An 18,311-nucleotide genomic window follows, 5' to 3' on the forward strand; every position below is an offset into this window, starting at 1 on the left:
TCTTATTTATTCATATCGTAAGGACTCCATTGGATCCAGCTTGGCAGCTTTGGATGAAGGCATCAAACCCGCAATGATACTGATTAATGTACTTACAGCGATGCCAAACACGATATAATATCCAGATAAATTAATCAATTTTGCCCCAAAAGCATTGTCCAGGAAGATGTTTAGCACATAGCTGATGATCGCTGCAAGGATAACGGCAATAATACCACTGAATATACCTAATAAGGCAGATTCGGAAAAGAATATTCGCTTAATATCCTTTTTCCTTGCTCCAATTGCTCGAAGAATTCCGATTTCCTTCGTCCGTTCCACTACACTAATGTACAGCACCACCAATATCATAATCCCTGATACGATTAATGAAATCCCGGCAATGCCAGCCAGAACAATTGTAGCCATGCTTACATAGGTCGTGATACGCTCCATGATTTTCGCCGTTTGGGAGCCTGAGAAACCTGCATCCACAGCTGCGGCATTAATATCATTCACATATTTCATATCGGTTGCATAAGCATTAACTTGAATCGGGCCAATGGTCATTCCATTATCAGTGTACATCTGTTCCAGCGTCTGTGAAGGAAGATACCCTGGAGTCTGCTGCATCGGTGTTTGTTGACCCGCCGCTTCATAGATACCGGAGATCGTAACTTCTTTTTCTAAAATGATCGGTTTGTGGGTAGCATCCATTTCATTAATATACAGATGGATGGATTTGCCTATCATAGAATCAGGTTGATCATTTCCACTTAATTTATTCGCCGTTTTTAATGGTAACAGGATTTGATTGCCTTCTGGAAAAGTTCCTGCCGTAATCGTTTCTTTATCAAAAGCATCTGTAAGGGTCGTTAACTGAGTGAGTCCCTCCGACTGTTCTTCATACACCAGAGTCGATTTTCCATCCACGGAGGTAATCGTCTCCACATGATCCACATTCGGAAGATTACGAATGGTTTCGATATCAGCATCTGTAAATGCCTGTCCTGTTGCCATCAGAGCTTCCGGGCCGCGCAGGTCGCTTGCTTCTTCACTCGGTTTAGTGATGTCCACGAGTAATGGGTCCATGCTTGCATTAATTTCGTTATTCATATAACTCGTAATTCCATTTCCCAAGGATAACATCAGGAGTACGCTTAAAATACCTATCGATCCACCCAATGCTACCAGTACATTACGCTTGCCGTTGAGTTTCATATTTTGGAGAGCCATTTTGAAAGAAGCGAATAAGCCCAGGTTTCTGGAAGTCCCATTACTACCCTCATAGGTCGTCAAGGAACGATCTTTTAAATGAATATCATCCTTAATCCGTCCCTCCTCTACCTTCACAATACGTGTACCGGAATCAGCTACTTTCTGCGAGTGAGTTACGGCAATTACCAGCATCCCTTTTTGCGCAATACTGTCCAGTAAAGCCAGGATTTGATCTCCATTTTCCTTATCCAGCGCTCCTGTTGGCTCATCGGCCAAAATAATGTCTGGATTGTTTGATAATGCGCGCGCAATGGATACCCTTTGTTTCTGACCACCCGACAGCTGATTAGGGCGTTTATTCAAATGATTTTTCAGTCCAACCTCGGTCAAAATATCTATAGCGCGCTTATACCGTTCCTTCTCACTTGTATCCGTCATTTGCATAGCGATCGTAACATTTTCCAGTACAGACAGATGCGGGATCAGATTGAAATTTTGAAACACAAATCCGATATTATTCTTCCGATAATCATCCATTTCCTTCTCAGTCATGGCACTTAGGTTCTTTCCACGAACGAGAATATCCCCTTCAAAATCGGAGTCCATTCCACCAATAATATTCATAAGGGTCGACTTTCCGCAACCCGATTCACCAAGGATCGAGACGAATTCTCCTGTCTCAAAGCTCAAATTCACATCATGGAGCACGGGAACCTTTTCTTTACCATACAACGTATATGATTTCTTTACATGTTTAACTTCTAATATGCTCATCCTGATCTCTTCCTCTCCAAGTCATACACTCTATCTATTGGTTTGATTTACTTTTCACATTCTAACAAATTTGTGTGAACTGATAATGAACTGGCTACCCTCGTCTGCCTGCAAAAATACACCTTTAGCTGCTTGAAGTGACTTATTTCAAGTAATTGAAGGTGTCAAAATCAATATGTAAGCATAGCAAACTGAGCCCTATTTATATGGACTCAGTTTGTTTGTTTAGCTCAAATTAATTCAGATCCGTCCGGTTCTCACTATATCCCTTCAACAATACGCTTGGCCCGGACCTCTACCTGACGGAAAAGCTCCTCCTCATCAATCGTCACCAGCTGCCTTCCCCTCATCAGTACACGACCATTCACAATGGTGGTATCTACATCGGCACCATTTGCGCTGTATGCAAGCAATGATTCCAACTCGTGAGCAGGCTGCAAATGCGGTTTCATCAGATCAATCAAAATGAGGTCCGCCTTATGTCCAACTTCCAGGACCCCTACATCGTGCTGAATATTTAGGAGCTCTGCACTTCCGCGGGTAGCCATTTGGAGGATTGTTTTTGCCGGCAACCGGGCGGGATCACCATGATCCAGCTTCTGCAGCCAGGTCGCAGCCTTGATCTCTTCGAACATATCGACGGTTGTCGCACTTCCCGCTCCATCGGTTCCAAGACCCACATTAATTCCCTGTGCAATCATCTCGGTAATCGGAGCGATTCCGCAGCCCAGCTTCAGATTGCTGACCGGATTGTGCGCTACGCCGCCACGCATGCCTTTCAGTCTGCCAATATCTCTACGATTCAGGTGTACACCATGGGCGAGCAATACATGTGCACGTTCGAACATGCCCGCCTCTTGCAAATACTCCGTAGGTGTCATGCCATAGTGCTCACGAATTTTTACAACTTCTTCTTTGGTCTCAGCCAGATGAATGTGGATGGGTACGTTTTCTTGCTCCGCCATTTCAATTACTTCCCTTAAAGGCTCTACTGGGCAAGTATAGGGAGAATGCGGTCCATACATCGTAGTAATTCGGCCCTCTGCCTTGCCAGACCAACGTTGAACCAAATCCACCGCTTCTTGTAATCTGCGTCCTCCATCATCCTCCATGAACACCATTCCACGTGTGAGTGATGCCCGAATACCTGTTTCCTTTACCGCTTCTGCGATTTCATTCATATGAATGTACATATCGGCGTAAGCTGTGGTTCCTGAACGGATCATCTCGGCGATGGATAATTGTGCCCCCCAGTATATATCTTCAGGAGTCATCCGCGCTTCAGCGGGCAGCATTTTACGGTCAAGCCAGTCCATGAGCTTCAGATCATCCGAAAATCCTCGTAACAGACTCATTGGAGTATGCTGGTGAGCATTGATCAGGCCGGGCATTGCCAATTTGTGTTTTCCGTCTAGGATATCATCACCCGGTTGAGCCTGAATGTGGGGGGCAATCTCCGCGATGCGGTCGCCTACAATGCGAATATCCCCGTGAAGGGGGAATCGGCGTCTTTCATGGTTAAGATTGTGGCTTGCTGGATTAACATACTCATTCGTTTCACAACTCCTCTAGGTTTGGATGGCCATACTTCCAAATTCGAGGATAAGCCTTCACGTAACGGGAAGGTCAAGGTCAAGATTAAGTTAATTTTTGAGTTGTCATTGTTCTGAATGTTTGGATAAAAGGCTTGGGATCAATATTAACCATGTAAGGATAGACTCCCGTGCTTGTATGGAGATAGAAAAAGCCACCTTCATTGCCGATTCTCCGAAAAGACATGTCGAACACTTCCGTGATATGAAACTCGCGGTATTTCGTTACAATCTTGTCTGAATACAGTATCATGGACCGATCACTCTGCAGTACTTCCTGTGCGAGACCCGTCACTTCTCTCTGTATTTTGTAATAAGGTAATACAGCAATACAGTTCATGATCTCCCTCCGTTCTAGCCATAATTATTTGTTCCATCATAGCAGATCAGAGCGTCTGAGCAAAAAAAATGACCCAACAACATATATGATTTAGCTGATTTTCGTTGTTACTTTCAATGGAAAAGGAAGTGCATCCTGAATGTTCTGCAAAGAAAAGCACTGTTCAATGTGGAAAACACCATGCGGCAGTTCCGTCCGATACATTCGATCTGCTACTGCCGCAGCAACAGCTGCTGTCGCATCTGCTTCACGCTCGCCAACCAGCAGCTGTTCGACATGGATCGGCTTGCCCTTTGTCCAACCTACTGCATCTACCTTGACTGCAAACATCGGCTCCCCTCCGGGAATAACGCCAAATACCTTGACGGTACCATTTCGAAAGGAAGGAATACGCAGCAGTGTGAACAGTCCCATACGTTTCGAGATCGCCATGGATCTGGTTATCCAACGGGAATCAAGACATAACCTGGTGGACACGGTGGGAATACGAAGTGTACGAGCAACAACATGCTGATCCGAAAAGTTAAACCGATATGCTTTCCTGCGACCCAGGTCTGCGCCAAAATCAATCCATTTACCATCGTGAAAACTTTGGACTTCGGCTGGTTTACCCTTTTTCATGACCTGATAGGTAGCATTCATCTGATCCACAGTCCACTCTACAGCGGCTTTCCCGTGTTTCTCACCCAGGCCCAGCATAACGGTAATGTCTGCTTCGTCCACTTGTTCCATATGAGCTCCCGCTTCACGCACAAGCAGATTGGTCACACCAGGCGACAGTCCCACACTGAGCATGGCTGTAGCTTTGAAACGCTGCATTTTGGAATGCAATTGTTCGACCTGACCCAGGAAATCATAATTGGCCGAAATATCGATATAATCTGTCCCTGCTTTCGCACAAGCCTCAACAAATCGGGTATCCGTCTGGTCCACACACATGACCACCAACTTGACGGATTGAAGCAGAACAGGATCAATCGCTTTTCGTACATCCAATTGGAGCGGCTGAACTATACCACCTGTAGATCGGCTGAATTCTTCAGCCCGGTTCATCCGCGTACCTGCCGCCCATACCTTACCTGGAAACGAGTGTGCCAGTTGCGTACATATCATTTGCCCCACTTGACCATATCCACCAACAACCCAAATCTGGTCTTTCACAGACTCCACTTTAGCTTCGTTTCGCATAATATCCCTCCACCCAGAATGCTCCGAAATAACGTGTAATGTAGGAGAATCCGCATTCTGCCAAAAGCTCTATCATCTGTTCAGATGAGATGGGGTCCGACTCTCGGCCAAGGGAAGCTGCAAACCGCTCCCATTCTTCAGGCTGGACACCATTACTTAACATGTGATCCTGCCAGGCTTGCATCATGGTTGAATATACAGGCGAACGAAGATCGGCATTCACTGCTGCAATAATGAGTGGTGCTCCAGGTTTGAGTCTAGCTGCAAGGTTGGACAGGAATCTTCTTTTGGACTCCATCCCCTGAATAAAATGCAGCATTAGCATGCTTGTCGCCCCATCGTATATACCTTCTTCCGGCAGCGTTTCAAGTGTCTTGCATTTAAGCTGCACTCTGCCGATGATAGCGGCTTCTTGGACTCTTCTTTCTGCTAACTGAAGCATCTGCTGGGAAGGATCTACTCCAGTAAACGTCCATCCCGCATGGCGAGTTCCAAGCAGAGCCAACTCCTTGCCTCCCCCTGCTCCAACAATCAGTATTTCAGCTTCGTTGTTACCTGTGATAGAAGCGGCAAGTAGTCGCTCCATCAGATCATGCATATGAGAATAACCCGGAATTTTCAGGACTATCGATTGTTCGTAACGGTTTTCATCCGCCGTATCCCAGCTCATAGGTAGTTGATTGTGGTTCATCGATACTACACTCCTCATCAATTCAAGTTAGACTTGACTCTTCGTTTGTCTAATTTCATTATAGAAGGATACGCAGAGCGAACAATCCCAGAACAATGGGATATCTGCATGGGGAGAGGAGAAAGCTATATGACATCACGTATGGAACGAAACCAGCGACTCATTACTTCTCTCGAAAAAGGAACATGGACCTCGCGCACCTACCGGGAAGCTGTACTGAAACAAATCCAGAACAGCGTTGCCTATGATGCGTATTGCTTCACAACGGTTGATCCACAGACCCTTCTCTCCACGGGTGCCGTGACAGAAGATGGTATTGAGGCCATTCACGATCGGCTGTTCGTTAATGAATACATGGAAGAAGACATACATAAGTATGCTGATTTGATTCGCAGCGGTGAGCATACAGCGACCCTTCATGCATCGCTTAGCAAAAAAACTGTACCAAGCGCTCGCTATGATAACATTCTTCAACCAGCAGGTTTCGGCGATGAACTTCGGGCCGTACTGGTAAGTGGTGGCGCTTGTTGGGGGTATCTGACCCTGTATCGCAAGACTGGACAACTGGTATTCACAGAAGAGGAGCGACTAATCATCCAGGCATGGACTCCCTCTATTGCATTGATGTTACGATCCACAAGTCTGACTCTTATGGACGAGATCAAGAGCGGAAGTCCCGTGGAACCAGGTATTATGATTACATCGGGCGCTTTCGAGCTCTTATCCGTGAACGCTCCCGCTCAATATTGGTTATCACAATTACGTTTGTTGGAGCATGTGGGGCCAGATATATTGCCACGCCCCGTCCGTGCCGTCAGTTCCCACCTCCAGCGTCAGACTCGTACAGATCCCGATTCGATGGTTGCGCAAGTTCCTCTGCATCATTCTCCTTCCAAAGTCTGCATTCAACTCCTGGATGGTCGCTACCTGGTACTTCATGCCAGCCGCATGCAACAGTATTCAGGTCCGGATCAGATTGCGATTAGGCTTGAGCAGGCCATGCCGCAGGATTTGCTGCCTTTGCTTGCCGAGAGTCATGGGTTATCCGTTCGTGAACGGGAGCTGTTGGGTTATGTGCTGCGCAGTTACTCTTCCAAGGAAATTGCTGAAGCGATGCATATTTCCGCTTACACGGTACAGGATCATTTAAAATCCATTTTTGCCAAAACAGATGTATTCTCCCGCCGTGAACTGATCTGGTATTTTGTATCCCGTTTCCAGTTATCCGATGAACCTGCGATTTAAGTGCTGATTATGACGTGAAAAAAGATGCCTTGTCCGATTGGACAAGGCATCTTTGCTCGAAAGGATGGTGAAGGAAATATCAGCTATATCAACACATACGTTAATTCATGTGAACCTACAATACCGTTCTCACCAATGAACAATTAAGACTTGGCCGGTTTGGCAGGCTTCTTGGCAGGTTTAATGTTCTTCACCTGTACAGTAACAGGCTCCTGCGGGTGTTCAACCGGGTACAATTTGCGGAACAATAACGTCTGCAAGACCAGGAATGAACCGCCAATCGTCCAGTACAGCGGCATCGCTGCCGGAGCCGAAAGAGAGAAAAAGGCCATCATTAATGGAGAGATATATCCCATAATTGCGAACTGTTTTCGCTGCTCAGGCGCCATATTGGCTTGCGAAACCTTGGCTTGAATCAGGTAAATTACCGCAACCACAACGGCAAGCACGTAGTCAGGCGCTCCCAATTTGAACCACAGAAATGAGTGGGATGACAGCTCCGGCGTAAGCCGGATAGCTGTGTAGATACCTGACAGAATCGGCAACTGAATCAGCAGTGGCAAGCATCCGATATTCAACGGATTGAACTTGTGCTTCTTGTACAGCTCCATCGTTTCCTGTGAAAGCTTTTGCTTATCGGCCGGGTCATTTTTGCCCTCATACTTTTTCTTGAGCGCATCCATCTCCGGCTTCATAGCATTCATAATCACTCGGGTACCTTGCTGAGATTTGGCTTGCCGCATCATCAATGGCAACAACGCAAGACGGATAACGAGGGTAATCACTATAATAGCTACCCCATAACTTCCATTAAATATCGTTGCAATGTGCTGAATGAGATACGACAACGGAAATACAACATAATGGTTAAAGATTCCCGGTGTTGATGAATTAATCTCTGAGACGTTGTTACTGCATCCAGCCAATAGCATAACTGCAAATAGAATTGCAATCAGCCCATAGATCCGTCCCTTGCCAGATGTAAAAGTGAACCCCTTGCTTGTCTTATGTTCCATATATATCCTCCTCGTTGATTTGTAGAAAATGGATTCAACGAGGATTTGCAATCTGGTTCATCTTCATCCGGTGATTCTCGCCGTCTGACGATTCGACTTAAAGCTTCAGGTCTGTGCTGTCCGTCCAAGGACAAGGCTGGCAAGCCAGGCTCCAGGCCGCCTCCGGCTCCGCCTTCCATCCAGAACTCGGTCACACCACAGTGAAGATGGGCAATATAGGCATAGCTTACTGTGAAAATGAGTCCAATTGTAAATATATAGGGTATCAATTCATGAAGTTCAAACAAGGGATTCACCCCCTTTATAGGTTAGTTTTTATAGTATAACACTTACATATTGATTTTGCATAAATTCATTGTTGGAAACGATAATTGCATGAATTCACTCTGTTCTCAACGGTGTTAATTCTCTTGAGGCCCGATATCTTGCCAGATTAAAGGATGTCCATGAATGGTTTACCTTTTCCGTCTGTACATACGCATAGCGCTCCAGCATAGCATCTTTTAATTCTGGATACTCTTCCTCGGCAAATTCACGCAGTAGCGGAACTGCATCTGAAGATAAATTTGCCAAATAGGATGCGTCAATATGGCCTGTCTGATGATACCGTTCAATATTAAGCGATGCAATTCGATGATCCATGCCCACATAGTTGATAGCTACATAGGCTGTAAGGGACAGTACGATATACCATCGGATCAACGGTATAGACGTATAACGGATTCGAAGGGCTGCAATAAGAAGCAGCAGTGCCAGAAAAATCATGAATGCATGCACGAGAAACCGAATGTAGGTATATCCATAAGCCTCTTCATACAGGTTGAGGCGTATAAACGCCGAATACAGCATGATTGCGGAACAACCGACCAGGACAAAGAGCAATACCTGATGTACAACAGAACCTACTTTGCTGCTTGAACGTGTGAACTGCAGGGCAATAATCAGAATAAAAAAGTTAATACCTGTAACGAGAACCAGCTCCGCAAATCCACTTCTTGCATACTCCGCATAGGATAAGTCTGATGGAAGCCGTCCCTCACCCGCTCCAAAAAGGTAAGAAAATTGTACAAGTACAAACAGTACGTACACACAGTTGATGACCAGCAGCATCGTGCCTACAATGACGGGATCCAATCTCAAAGGTTCTCGATGAGCTTGAGTAGGAATTGCCTCAGGTAAGATCTCATTCGCTACCTGACCCTCCATTATCGGGTTTACGGAAGGGTCTCCTTGCTTTTCGATTACTGAAGCAGCCACAAAAGCTTTTCCATTTTTCAAATGTGCATTCTCTCTCTTCTCTGCTTCATATTGCAACGGCTGTACAAATCCCCATACGTACCCGAACAATAAAACACCCGCGATGAGAATCCAGATCACTCTGGGAAGTCCTGGAGTAAGTGTGAGTTGGTTCAACCACTCCGGAAAACCGGATAAATACTCATTAAAAATTCCATCTGCTGAGGAGAGCAGTGCTACGACCACGATGAGGATGGGAACGGATGCTATAAGGCCAATGAACACTTTGAAAGCAACCGTTTTCTGTGCTTTACCCCACCCACGTCCCCCTGTTTTCGCAGTGATTCTTGCGACGGTTCCCCAGTGACGGATGGATTGTGGCAGCAAATGGTCTATAGCGGTACCGATTAAACCCATGTCCCACCATTGTCTCTGTTTTCTGCCGACAAGATAAGTCATATGTAAGATAATAAGCCCCGGTACGACCAGAAAATTAAGTATGCGCAGCGGTTCATTGTCGTATAACAGAAACGTTAGCGCCAGCATCAACACCACTCCAGCCATAAAAGCATCAATCATTGTTAATGGCCGCACGCGGTCCCTGGTAAACAAGACCATAAAGCCATAAAAGAGGATAACAAAGATGGGATAGGAAACACCAACCTCCTTGCCATAGAACAAATACTGATGAATGATAGCCAACATGAATGAGGAAAGTAGCGTAATTACAGGGCGGTTGGGTGAAGTCATTATTTTATCAATCATGGGAAAAACCTCCATTAAACTTTCTAGGCTTCATTTTAGATGATAAAATAAGAATATAAATAGAAACTAAAGTGGATAAAACTTCTTATTTTAATATATTGCATCAGATATAACCTCCAGGAGGGACCAAAACTTTGAAATTACATCAGCAATATTTGCTGCTCCATAGCCGGTTTGGTCAACTACGAGAACATGAAGTCACGCTCTCTGACCTCGCGGAACTGCTCGATTGTACACACCGTAACACGTTAACGATCGTCAAAAAAATGGTTGCCCATGAATGGATTCGGTGGTTGTCCCAACGTGGACGTGGACGGCGTTCTATGTTGACCCTGCTGGTTCCAGCTGATCTAATTGCGGCAGAATACATGATGCAGGCCATGAATCGCCGCGAGTTACAGCAAGCCGCCGAACAGGTTGGTGCTTTCTCCAGTTCCACGACAATGCAGGATCACCTGAATCAGTGGTTGCTTGGTTATTCTGGACACCATACAGAATCTGGTACTCATAATGAGCGAATTGATACGTTAAGGTTACCGATCCGCCAACAGCTGCACGCGCTTGATCCCCTTTATATCAATTTGCTGGCCGAATCTTTTGTCACCAGTCATGTGTTCGATGGGCTGGTTCAGCGTAATGAACATGGAGAGATTGTTCCTTGTCTGTCTCATACCTGGGATATCAGTCCAGATCGGAAGACATGGTTCTTTTATTTGCGAAAAGGGATTACGTTTCACAATGGACGCCTGCTGACAGCCGCAGATGTGGTGTATACATTTGAACGACTGCAATCCACAGAACGACGGACATTATACCGCGATGTGAGCAAACAAATTCTAACGATTGAAGCAGTAGATCCCTTGACCGTATGTTTCAAGCTCAGAGCCCCACACGAATTGTTTTTGCCGTTTCTTTCTACGAGCCGTGCAGCGATTGTTGCTTCACAAGCCCTATACGGGCAACATAAAGATGGAGAAAATGACCCAGACGTATCGAATACCATGCAGATACCTATAGGAACGGGGCCTTTCAAGGTCACTGCCTGGGATGATCACCTGTGCAGACTAGAAGCTTTTCCGATGTATTTTCAAGGCAGAGCCCATCTGGACCGCGTAGACATTCTACAAATTCCGTGGAGTGCCCCTGCACATGTGGATGAAAAGCAAGAGATCGAATCTCCCTTCTTTCACCTTGTTCATAATCCATCTTCGTCTGCGGGTAGAGACTGGACGCAGATTAGTGCTGGCGTGATGGTGTGCAAATTACTAACTTGTAATACGCAAAAAACCGGACCGCTAAGCGATCCGGATGTAAGAGCACATGTTCAGGCATGTATTGCTGAATTGTATAGTACCGATATGAATGAAAGTGATCCAGGAGATTCTGATCAAAAGTTGATACATGCGGAAGAGACGACTCACTCGTCTCATCCTTCCACTTTAGCCACCCCCATCTCCCTGCACATCGCAACCATTCCGCAATATCGGATGGATGCTAAACGTTTGGCATCTTCATTGGAAATGTGTGGTTTTTCATGTACTGTCCGCATAGGCACGATGGAGGAATTCAAAGGGAACCTGAGACTGGAATCTGATCTGATTCTCTTCTCCCTGATTCGGGACCGGGACGAAGAATTGCGAAGATACGACCTTTATCTCACCTTATCCGAGCATCTGGACGACTCTTCTAAGAAAAGCGTTCAAGAGATGCTGCAAACCGTTGTTGCTTCGCAAATATCCGCAGACCGAACTGGCGAGCTGGATCGGATCGAACAATTTTTGGTGCAGCAGAGTCTATTGTTCCATTTAACTGAAAAACCGGTGGAGACTGCCTACCTGCCTTCCGTTCGCGGCCTCTCCTTTAACAGCCAGGGTTGGGTAAACCTCCGTCACATCTGGTTCCCTTGATTAATCATTTAACGAGATTAACTATATCTTCGTTTCAAGATGCGGTAATGATTTTGGATGCCTATGAACTGATCATTGGATCCGCATCCACCTTCTTCCTCATTTTTCATTTTTTTGTTGAAATGGTATCCTTACGACGGTACACACCAAGAAGTAAACCGAGCATAACATATTCAAAAATCAGGTGATTTCCGTATCCTATAAAAGGAAAAGAAATACTAAGAATCGGAGCTTTGCCTGTGGTCAGCGCCAACGAATAGATGATTTGCATTGCAAACATAGCGGTGATACTGACAATAATCATACGACCAAAATCATCCCGGATACGAGGAAGTATCTTCACCATACTGGCAACAAACCAGATGATACCCACCAATAACAGTATCCCGGCTGACCAGCCAAACACATCTATGAGCAGCACACCTGGGTAATCCTTATAGCCCGTTTTAAACATGTCGAACGTTGTGTCAATCCCGTTGCCCCACCAGCCCGCTGATCGAATAACTTCAATAATGGAATTGTTGGTCAGTCTGAAGATTCAAAACGACAGAGAGCCTCTCTAGACGTCCATATTGATCCGCAAAAAACAATAAAAACACAAAAACACATCCTGTTATTACAGCACCTACGACGGTATAAAGCCATTTTCGCGTGAGCCAGCCAAATAAAATAATGGACATTATGCCAAACAGAAACAAGCGAACCCAGTCCGATATTTGAAACAATAGTACTGCAGGGAACGTTACCATCGTAATGTATGTCAATATGGATAGCATATTACAATTGGAACGAAGCTTGTCCAGCATAATTGTGCCAATGGCAAGTGGCAATACCCACATTGAAACCGTCGTCACATCTAGCACAAAGCCGAATGGTAACACCCAAAATCTATTTATACCATTGTAAGTTGAAGATAGCACTGGATTCATCCAAAGCATGGCATTAAGCAGAATATAGATCCACCAAGCCGCTTCTTTAAATTTTCGATAATCAAAGTAAATAAAGAACAACATGAATATGAAACCCATAACAGTGTATATTACATGATTGCTATACAGTTCCTGATATATTTTCACTGTAACATTGGTCGTAAAAATCCACATTAACAACAGGCTTACTGTAGCCAAACCAAGTAATCCAACTAATAGCCCCCAATGCATACGATAACGATGCAATCTGTGCATACTTTTGCCGACAACTGCGGGATCACCCATCTGCTCAATGGCGTATGCAGCTGCCTCTTCCTGGCTCAGTCCCTCTTGCTGCTTGTCCAACATCATTTCTTCCATGTGATTGCCAAGCTCATCACGCAGATCCGTATGTACTTCACGTGCCTTAACCTGACTACACATTTGATCAAGATAATGTTTAACCTTCTCATGTCGATCCGTCATGTAAGCCCCCCTCCCCAAGCACCCGATCCACGGCACCGCGGAATAAAAGCCACTCGGCTTTTTTATGCTTTAACGCCTCAACACCCTTATCACAAATTGAATAATATTTACGTTTCCTACCTTCAACCTCCATCCAGTAGGACTCCACCCACCCTTCAAGCTCCATCGCGTGCAAAATGGGATATAACGTACCTTCTTTCAAATTAAACACACCTTCGGATTGACGATGGAGTTCCTTAATCAATTCATAACCGTAAAGCGGCTGTTCCTTCAGTAGTGTAAGAATCAATGTTTCCGTGCTGCCTTTAATCATTTGTTTGTTTACCTGCAAAGCTGTCACTCCCTTTTGTTCATGCTCCTACCCAATAACATCAACCACTTTTACCACTTCTTAAAAATAAACGTGAACCTAATAAAATCACTTGGCTACATACATCGGAATTCTATGCATAGTAAAACTAGGTATTATATTACCTGATTCTTCCTTTTCTATCCAGCTATGAATTGGATACGTTTATGATAAAATAAACAAGTCATTTCACATCTGAGATACTATACTGAATCTCTCTATTCTTTGTTTTCATATTACATATTCGTTCTAACCATTATGAGGAGGCCATCCAAACCATGAGCAAATTGATATTCTTTCTCGGCGGGGCCGGGAGCGGCAAAACAACCCTTGCCAAAGCCCTTTCCCGTAAATATAAAGCTGCTTTTTTTGATATGGATATCCTGCTGCGTCCTGCTGCCGAAGCAATAATGACCCTACAGGGACTCGATCCATCCGATCGCGATTCACCGGAATACAAACGGTTATGCCGTGACCTGGGATATCGTATTACGATGGATGCTGCACTGGACAACGTGCAATTGGGTATCGATACGGTTGTTGTTGGACCCTTTACCAAAGAAATCGGAACTCCGGACTGGATCGAGCAGGAACTCGCACGGATCGGACGTTCCCTCGACGATACGGATGTACGTGTAGCCTATATTTATCTGGCAAATGAAGCGTTGTATCGTGAGCGGATTACAGACAGACAATCTCCGCTGGATGAGTGGAAGCTGGAAAACTGGGATGCCTTCACAGCTTCACTTACCCGAAAACAAATCGCCTGGCCGTTGCCTGCTTCAGCCGTGGCTTATATCGATAATTCCGATGAGAGCCCTGATATCGCGTTTGCTGAAGTCGAACAACGAATATACGAATAAACATGGAATGACCCTGAACCCATCCGTTCAGTACACTCTCATGCTTAGCTTATACGCTCATTAATCCGCACTTAAAAGGGGTATATGTCATGATGACCCGCACAGGTCTAACGTGACAAATACCCCTCTACAATGAGCTATGACCAAACGTTACATCCAGTCTCCATCCTCGTTACAAAAAATGCTTCGTAATATAATCCTGCTCCAGAGGTGTAATCACGGTGCGATCCACGGGCGGCCCTTCTGTCAGATACTCTGCCACTTCAGCCACTCGATTGGATTCCAGCTCTGCTGTAAATACGAGATTGGCCATCCCTAGTGTCTCCACCAATGTTCCCCTAGCTTTAGCGTGAAGCATGAATAAGGTATATAAATCCGGTCGTTTCAACTCCGTCATTGCCCGCGCTATCCAAGCCAAATCGGCCTTGTTGTTCTCCTCAGTATGATGCTTTTTAGGATGTCTCTTTAGGCCGAGATCACACCATAAAATGCGGCGCTCCTCTACATCAATAATGGCCGGAATACAAATACGGACATCCGCCGTCAGTTCAATTCGCTCCTGCACCGTTGAAGGTTCAAACATCTCATCCGACTGTGGCGCCTGACGCATCATCCAGCCAGCATAACACTCCGGCAGGTCCTTGAAGGCATCTGCCCTGAATGCGTCAACCATGATCACCATATAACGTGCGCCCAACCTGGAAACCGACGGCAAGTGCACATCCATATACTTTGCCACTCCATCAGGTGCCTTCACCATTTCACCGCTATGTGCAGCCTGATATTCATCCGCTTGCCGATAGGTGCAGGATGTCTGGTCGATATAACGCCAGATCGAATCATAAAGTACACTCGACAGATCGGCATCCACACGACCGGTTGGTTCATCGCCCATCATGCCTTCTTTCCACCACAGGAAAAAGCGCACCGTATCTCCAGTGGGCAACGATAGCCATGACGAACGCGATAGAGTTCGAATGGATTCGCTTGCCCGGCGTTTCCCCGATGGAACCGTAAAGTCTTGAAGTCTCTCATCAATATAGACATTACCAAGTGGGGGAAGCCCGGCAAATCGTTTCAACAGTATATGTTCTACCGCAGAAATTACCGTATGAATATCCTCCAGTGATATGGGCTGCAACGGTTTTGTGGAGACATACAGATTTGCCGTGTTGCCTTTTGGGAAAAAGCTCCTCCTGGGCAGGAACTCATTCCTTGTGCAGAAGTGGGCCAACACCCGAAGCAGCACCCGAGTCGAGACCATTTCTTCCACAACTTCCAATTTGCCGATCACATGCTGTACCGGAACACCGGAACGAATCATTCGGTCCAGCTGACCGACCATCTCTATTGGACGTTCTGTGAGCGTCACCAGAATAAGCTGGTTATCCTTCTGTTCAAATGCCCGTTCCACCCTGCCATGAAAGGTAAGCGGTCGTTTACCGCGTCGCAACTCGTTCAGCGCCGCTACTGCCCTTGGATAACGGTGCTGATACTCACCCGGATGCAATCGCTCGGCCAATCTCAGCCAGCGCCCTTTATATCGAAACAAATCTTCCAACGGGTCCGAAGCGGCCTCCAGTAAAGCGAGTATTACCCGACGTTCAGATCGGTTAAATGAACGGAAGCGGGTAGTCTCCTTCAAAGTGACATCTCCATCGGAACAGGCCACAGCCAAGCACAATATATCTGTTGCTGTCCGCAAATGCCGCTGGAATTGCTCCAACGAAGCACGCCCCGCCTTTAATAAAGCCGCACAATAAACGGCTGCATTTTCCCTCACAGGTATTTGCCCTGGCTCTGGCTCATATGCGGACCAGCCCTCATACTCTGTTGCAAACCAGATCAACTGATCTCTTTCAGCTGGCTTTAACGCAGCCTTCGCTGCAAGCAGGTCTATTCCCACTTGGTAAAAATCCGCTTCACTGCCAAGCTGAATTACACGCAGGCGCAGCTTGTCCAGCCATAATATGCGCTGCTCCTGTTCATTTTCATGTTCAGGAAACTGCTTTTTCCATGAGTGCATCAAAACATTCAGATAAAGCTGACTCTCCTGAATATTCATTTTTTGCTTGGGAAATCTGGGATACATGATGGTTTCCTGTAAATCGATTTCTTTCATCTGTTGAAGCTCACCCATCAGTCGCTCAAACCAGGAAACGAATCCGCTGCGTTCCCATGTGCGCAGCACATCTATCAGTTTCGTCGAAAACGTATATCCCAGCGATTCCAAATTTCTAAGTGCAGTCGCCAATATACGCACAGGCAGCTTGCCCTTGCGCTCTGCGATGATCACTTTCAAATTCCTGCTGAAATAGATTGAGAATAAGTCCATTACTTGTACTCTCCCACATGACGATAATATATTCAGCATTGGTATACTTGGCCTATCTCGTGACGGTTCTTCATATGTATAAAGCGGTCCAAAAACTAAAAAAATCAGGGAAGCGGTACCCCTAGTACTATTAAGAGTTCAGAAGGAAGGGATACCATAGCCTGATTAATGCATATTATACCACGTTCTTATTAACGAAGTGAATTCAATATATCATCGGTTCCACAAGTGTACAGCTTTTTGTCTTTGCTCCTTGGCGTATAAGAATTTACAAAATGTACAACAAAAAAGCCGCAGTGATAAACACCGCAGCTACCTTACTTCTTTATATACACGCTTCATTCATTACGATTTGGACAATTCAATGAATCCTTCACCAAATACGTCACGTACATCATGAATCGTTATGAACGCAATTTCGTCCTCCGCTCGCACAATCTTCTTCAGCATCGGAACTTCTTGTTTGCTAATGACAATATATAAGATTTCTTTCGGGTTCTTCGTATAATAGCCATGACCAGACAGGACGGTGACTCCCCGATCCATCTTCTCAATGACCTGCTGAGCAATGGCATCCTGTTTGGCAGATATAATCGTAACTGCTTTTTTCGGATTGAGCCCTTCAATAATGAACTCCATCGTTTTGGTCCCAACGAACAGCATGACAATCGTACACATCAACCCTTGCGGCCCTATAATGAAGAATGAAGAGAACGCCACGATCAGATCGAAGAATAACAGTCCATAACTGATGTTCCAATCCAGATATTTGTTGGCAAGTCGGGCCAGAATAACCGTCCCCGCCGTTGTGCCACCTACTCTAACAATCAAGCCGATACCCAGACCGGCAAATAATCCACCAAAAATAGTATTGATCCAAAGCTCGTCCGAGGCGATCGTCCAGCTCTCGGTCAAGTGCAGGAACAGCGAGTTGAATACCACCGCAATTATGGTATACACCGTAGTCGTTCTGTCCAGAAACTTGTACCCCACAAGCAACAAAATACCATTCAGAAGCAAGTTCATTAGTCCAGGAGACCATTCAAAGAGATAATACAAAATAATGGTAATCCCGGTAACGCCACCTTCAGCCAAATCATTCGGGATGACGAACAGGTTTACTGCAAGTGCGAACAGAAATGCACCCGCCATAATAAATAGAATATCCGTTATTCTTTTCTTCATCATTCACTCCATCCAATCCATCAGAAAATCAACCTATCAACCAATTTCATAAGTTGTCATAACCACTCAATGATAGATTCTACCATGCCATGAGCAAAATTTGTATACATAATACAAATTGTTGCGCGAATTGTACAAAGGATTCTGAAAATACTGCTTTTTTAGCTCTACAAAGCGGATTCCCATCGTCCACACATGACATTTGTCATGGATCATCATTGATATTCATCATTA

15 protein-coding genes and 1 pseudogene are annotated in these 18,311 nt (G+C 45.4%); 3 read left to right on the forward strand and 13 right to left on the reverse strand.

Going from position 1 to position 18,311, the window contains the following annotated elements; genetic code table 11:
* Positions 1–6: 6 nt before the first annotated feature.
* From ACTWJ7_RS21455 to ACTWJ7_RS21475, 5 genes and pseudogenes are all read right to left on the reverse strand, one after another.
* On the reverse strand, positions 7–1,971 hold the full coding sequence (locus tag ACTWJ7_RS21455) for an ABC transporter ATP-binding protein/permease (RefSeq protein ID WP_301878921.1): 1,965 nt from the start codon (positions 1,969–1,971) through the stop codon (positions 7–9).
* Between the two features lie 260 nt (positions 1,972–2,231).
* Positions 2,232–3,523: pseudogene (locus ACTWJ7_RS21460) on the reverse strand (amidohydrolase).
* Between the two features lie 86 nt (positions 3,524–3,609).
* Positions 3,610–3,903 (reverse strand): hypothetical protein, encoded by a 294-nt coding sequence (locus tag ACTWJ7_RS21465; protein WP_079344235.1) that lies wholly within the window; start codon positions 3,901–3,903, stop codon positions 3,610–3,612.
* Between the two features lie 90 nt (positions 3,904–3,993).
* Positions 3,994–5,091, reverse strand: a complete 1,098-nt coding sequence (locus ACTWJ7_RS21470; RefSeq protein ID WP_301878925.1) for a saccharopine dehydrogenase family protein — start codon at positions 5,089–5,091, stop codon at positions 3,994–3,996.
* The gene (locus tag ACTWJ7_RS21475) at positions 5,075–5,782 is read right to left on the reverse strand and encodes a class I SAM-dependent methyltransferase (RefSeq protein WP_301878926.1); all 708 of its coding nucleotides are present in this window, start codon (positions 5,780–5,782) and stop codon (positions 5,075–5,077) included. Before ACTWJ7_RS21475 ends, ACTWJ7_RS21470 begins: the two co-directional genes overlap by 17 nt.
* Before the next feature lie 129 nt (positions 5,783–5,911).
* Between ACTWJ7_RS21475 and ACTWJ7_RS21480 the strand changes: the two genes are divergently transcribed.
* Positions 5,912–7,027 (forward strand): helix-turn-helix transcriptional regulator, encoded by a 1,116-nt coding sequence (locus tag ACTWJ7_RS21480; RefSeq protein ID WP_301878928.1) that lies wholly within the window; start codon positions 5,912–5,914, stop codon positions 7,025–7,027.
* A gap of 143 nt (positions 7,028–7,170) precedes the next feature.
* Here ACTWJ7_RS21480 and yidC read toward each other — a convergent pair whose 3' ends face one another.
* From yidC to ACTWJ7_RS21495, 3 genes are all read right to left on the reverse strand, one after another.
* Entirely contained in the window at positions 7,171–8,043 is an 873-nt protein-coding gene (gene yidC / locus ACTWJ7_RS21485; protein ID WP_301878931.1) for a membrane protein insertase YidC, read from the reverse strand.
* Positions 7,980–8,330 carry a hypothetical protein gene (locus tag ACTWJ7_RS21490; protein WP_285076751.1) on the reverse strand — a complete coding sequence of 117 codons (351 nt, stop codon included), beginning with the start codon at positions 8,328–8,330 and terminating at the stop codon, positions 7,980–7,982. The genes yidC and ACTWJ7_RS21490 overlap by 64 nt, the downstream gene beginning before the upstream one ends.
* Before the next feature lie 94 nt (positions 8,331–8,424).
* Positions 8,425–10,044: a DUF4153 domain-containing protein gene (locus tag ACTWJ7_RS21495; protein WP_301878934.1), complete on the reverse strand. Its 1,620-nt coding sequence runs from the start codon at positions 10,042–10,044 to the stop codon at positions 8,425–8,427.
* Between the two features lie 134 nt (positions 10,045–10,178).
* Here ACTWJ7_RS21495 and ACTWJ7_RS21500 point away from each other — a divergent pair, with 134 nt between their 5' ends.
* Positions 10,179–11,951, forward strand: coding sequence for an ABC transporter substrate-binding protein (locus ACTWJ7_RS21500; RefSeq protein ID WP_301878936.1), 1,773 nt, complete (start codon positions 10,179–10,181; stop codon positions 11,949–11,951).
* Positions 11,952–12,057: 106 nt separating this feature from the next.
* On the opposite strand, the gene ACTWJ7_RS21505 is transcribed toward ACTWJ7_RS21500, so the two are convergent.
* The 3 genes from ACTWJ7_RS21505 to ACTWJ7_RS21515 all read right to left on the reverse strand — a co-directional run bounded on the left by ACTWJ7_RS21505 (position 12,058) and on the right by ACTWJ7_RS21515 (position 13,676).
* Positions 12,058–12,372 (reverse strand): FtsW/RodA/SpoVE family cell cycle protein, encoded by a 315-nt coding sequence (locus tag ACTWJ7_RS21505; RefSeq protein WP_301878937.1) that lies wholly within the window; start codon positions 12,370–12,372, stop codon positions 12,058–12,060.
* 85 nt (positions 12,373–12,457) lie between these two features.
* Positions 12,458–13,345: a permease prefix domain 1-containing protein gene (locus tag ACTWJ7_RS21510; RefSeq protein ID WP_301878938.1), complete on the reverse strand. Its 888-nt coding sequence runs from the start codon at positions 13,343–13,345 to the stop codon at positions 12,458–12,460.
* Entirely contained in the window at positions 13,329–13,676 is a 348-nt protein-coding gene (locus ACTWJ7_RS21515) for a PadR family transcriptional regulator (RefSeq protein WP_443145860.1), read from the reverse strand. Before ACTWJ7_RS21515 ends, ACTWJ7_RS21510 begins: the two co-directional genes overlap by 17 nt.
* 296 nt (positions 13,677–13,972) lie before the next feature.
* Between ACTWJ7_RS21515 and ACTWJ7_RS21520 the strand changes: the two genes are divergently transcribed.
* Positions 13,973–14,557, forward strand: coding sequence for an AAA family ATPase (locus tag ACTWJ7_RS21520; protein ID WP_367620524.1), 585 nt, complete (start codon positions 13,973–13,975; stop codon positions 14,555–14,557).
* A gap of 172 nt (positions 14,558–14,729) precedes the next feature.
* Here ACTWJ7_RS21520 and ACTWJ7_RS21525 read toward each other — a convergent pair whose 3' ends face one another.
* Both ACTWJ7_RS21525 and ACTWJ7_RS21530 read right to left on the reverse strand, forming a co-directional pair.
* Positions 14,730–16,892: a cytoplasmic protein gene (locus tag ACTWJ7_RS21525; protein WP_301878943.1), complete on the reverse strand. Its 2,163-nt coding sequence runs from the start codon at positions 16,890–16,892 to the stop codon at positions 14,730–14,732.
* A 345-nt stretch (positions 16,893–17,237) separates the two neighbouring features.
* Positions 17,238–18,077 carry a YitT family protein gene (locus ACTWJ7_RS21530; RefSeq protein ID WP_024631894.1) on the reverse strand — a complete coding sequence of 280 codons (840 nt, stop codon included), beginning with the start codon at positions 18,075–18,077 and terminating at the stop codon, positions 17,238–17,240.
* Positions 18,078–18,311: the final 234 nt, after the last annotated feature.

It is taken from the genome of Paenibacillus sp. 1A_MP2 (genome assembly GCF_052244825.1).
GTDB classification, from domain to species: Bacteria; Bacillota; Bacilli; order Paenibacillales; family Paenibacillaceae; genus Paenibacillus; species Paenibacillus vandeheii.

Coding starts and splice junctions, on each gene's coding strand:
- ACTWJ7_RS21480 (WP_301878928.1), top strand. CDS start 5,912: ATGACATCACGTATGGAACGAAACCAGCGACTCATTACTTCTCTCGAA.
- ACTWJ7_RS21455 (WP_301878921.1), bottom strand. CDS start 1,971: ATGAGCATATTAGAAGTTAAACATGTAAAGAAATCATATACGTTGTAT.
- ACTWJ7_RS21530 (WP_024631894.1), bottom strand. CDS start 18,077: ATGAAGAAAAGAATAACGGATATTCTATTTATTATGGCGGGTGCATTT.
- ACTWJ7_RS21495 (WP_301878934.1), bottom strand. CDS start 10,044: ATGATTGATAAAATAATGACTTCACCCAACCGCCCTGTAATTACGCTA.
- ACTWJ7_RS21475 (WP_301878926.1), bottom strand. CDS start 5,782: ATGAACCACAATCAACTACCTATGAGCTGGGATACGGCGGATGAAAAC.
- ACTWJ7_RS21525 (WP_301878943.1), bottom strand. CDS start 16,892: ATGGACTTATTCTCAATCTATTTCAGCAGGAATTTGAAAGTGATCATC.
- ACTWJ7_RS21510 (WP_301878938.1), bottom strand. CDS start 13,345: ATGACGGATCGACATGAGAAGGTTAAACATTATCTTGATCAAATGTGT.
- ACTWJ7_RS21470 (WP_301878925.1), bottom strand. CDS start 5,091: ATGCGAAACGAAGCTAAAGTGGAGTCTGTGAAAGACCAGATTTGGGTT.
- ACTWJ7_RS21465 (WP_079344235.1), bottom strand. CDS start 3,903: ATGAACTGTATTGCTGTATTACCTTATTACAAAATACAGAGAGAAGTG.
- yidC (WP_301878931.1), bottom strand. CDS start 8,043: ATGGAACATAAGACAAGCAAGGGGTTCACTTTTACATCTGGCAAGGGA.
- ACTWJ7_RS21520 (WP_367620524.1), top strand. CDS start 13,973: ATGAGCAAATTGATATTCTTTCTCGGCGGGGCCGGGAGCGGCAAAACA.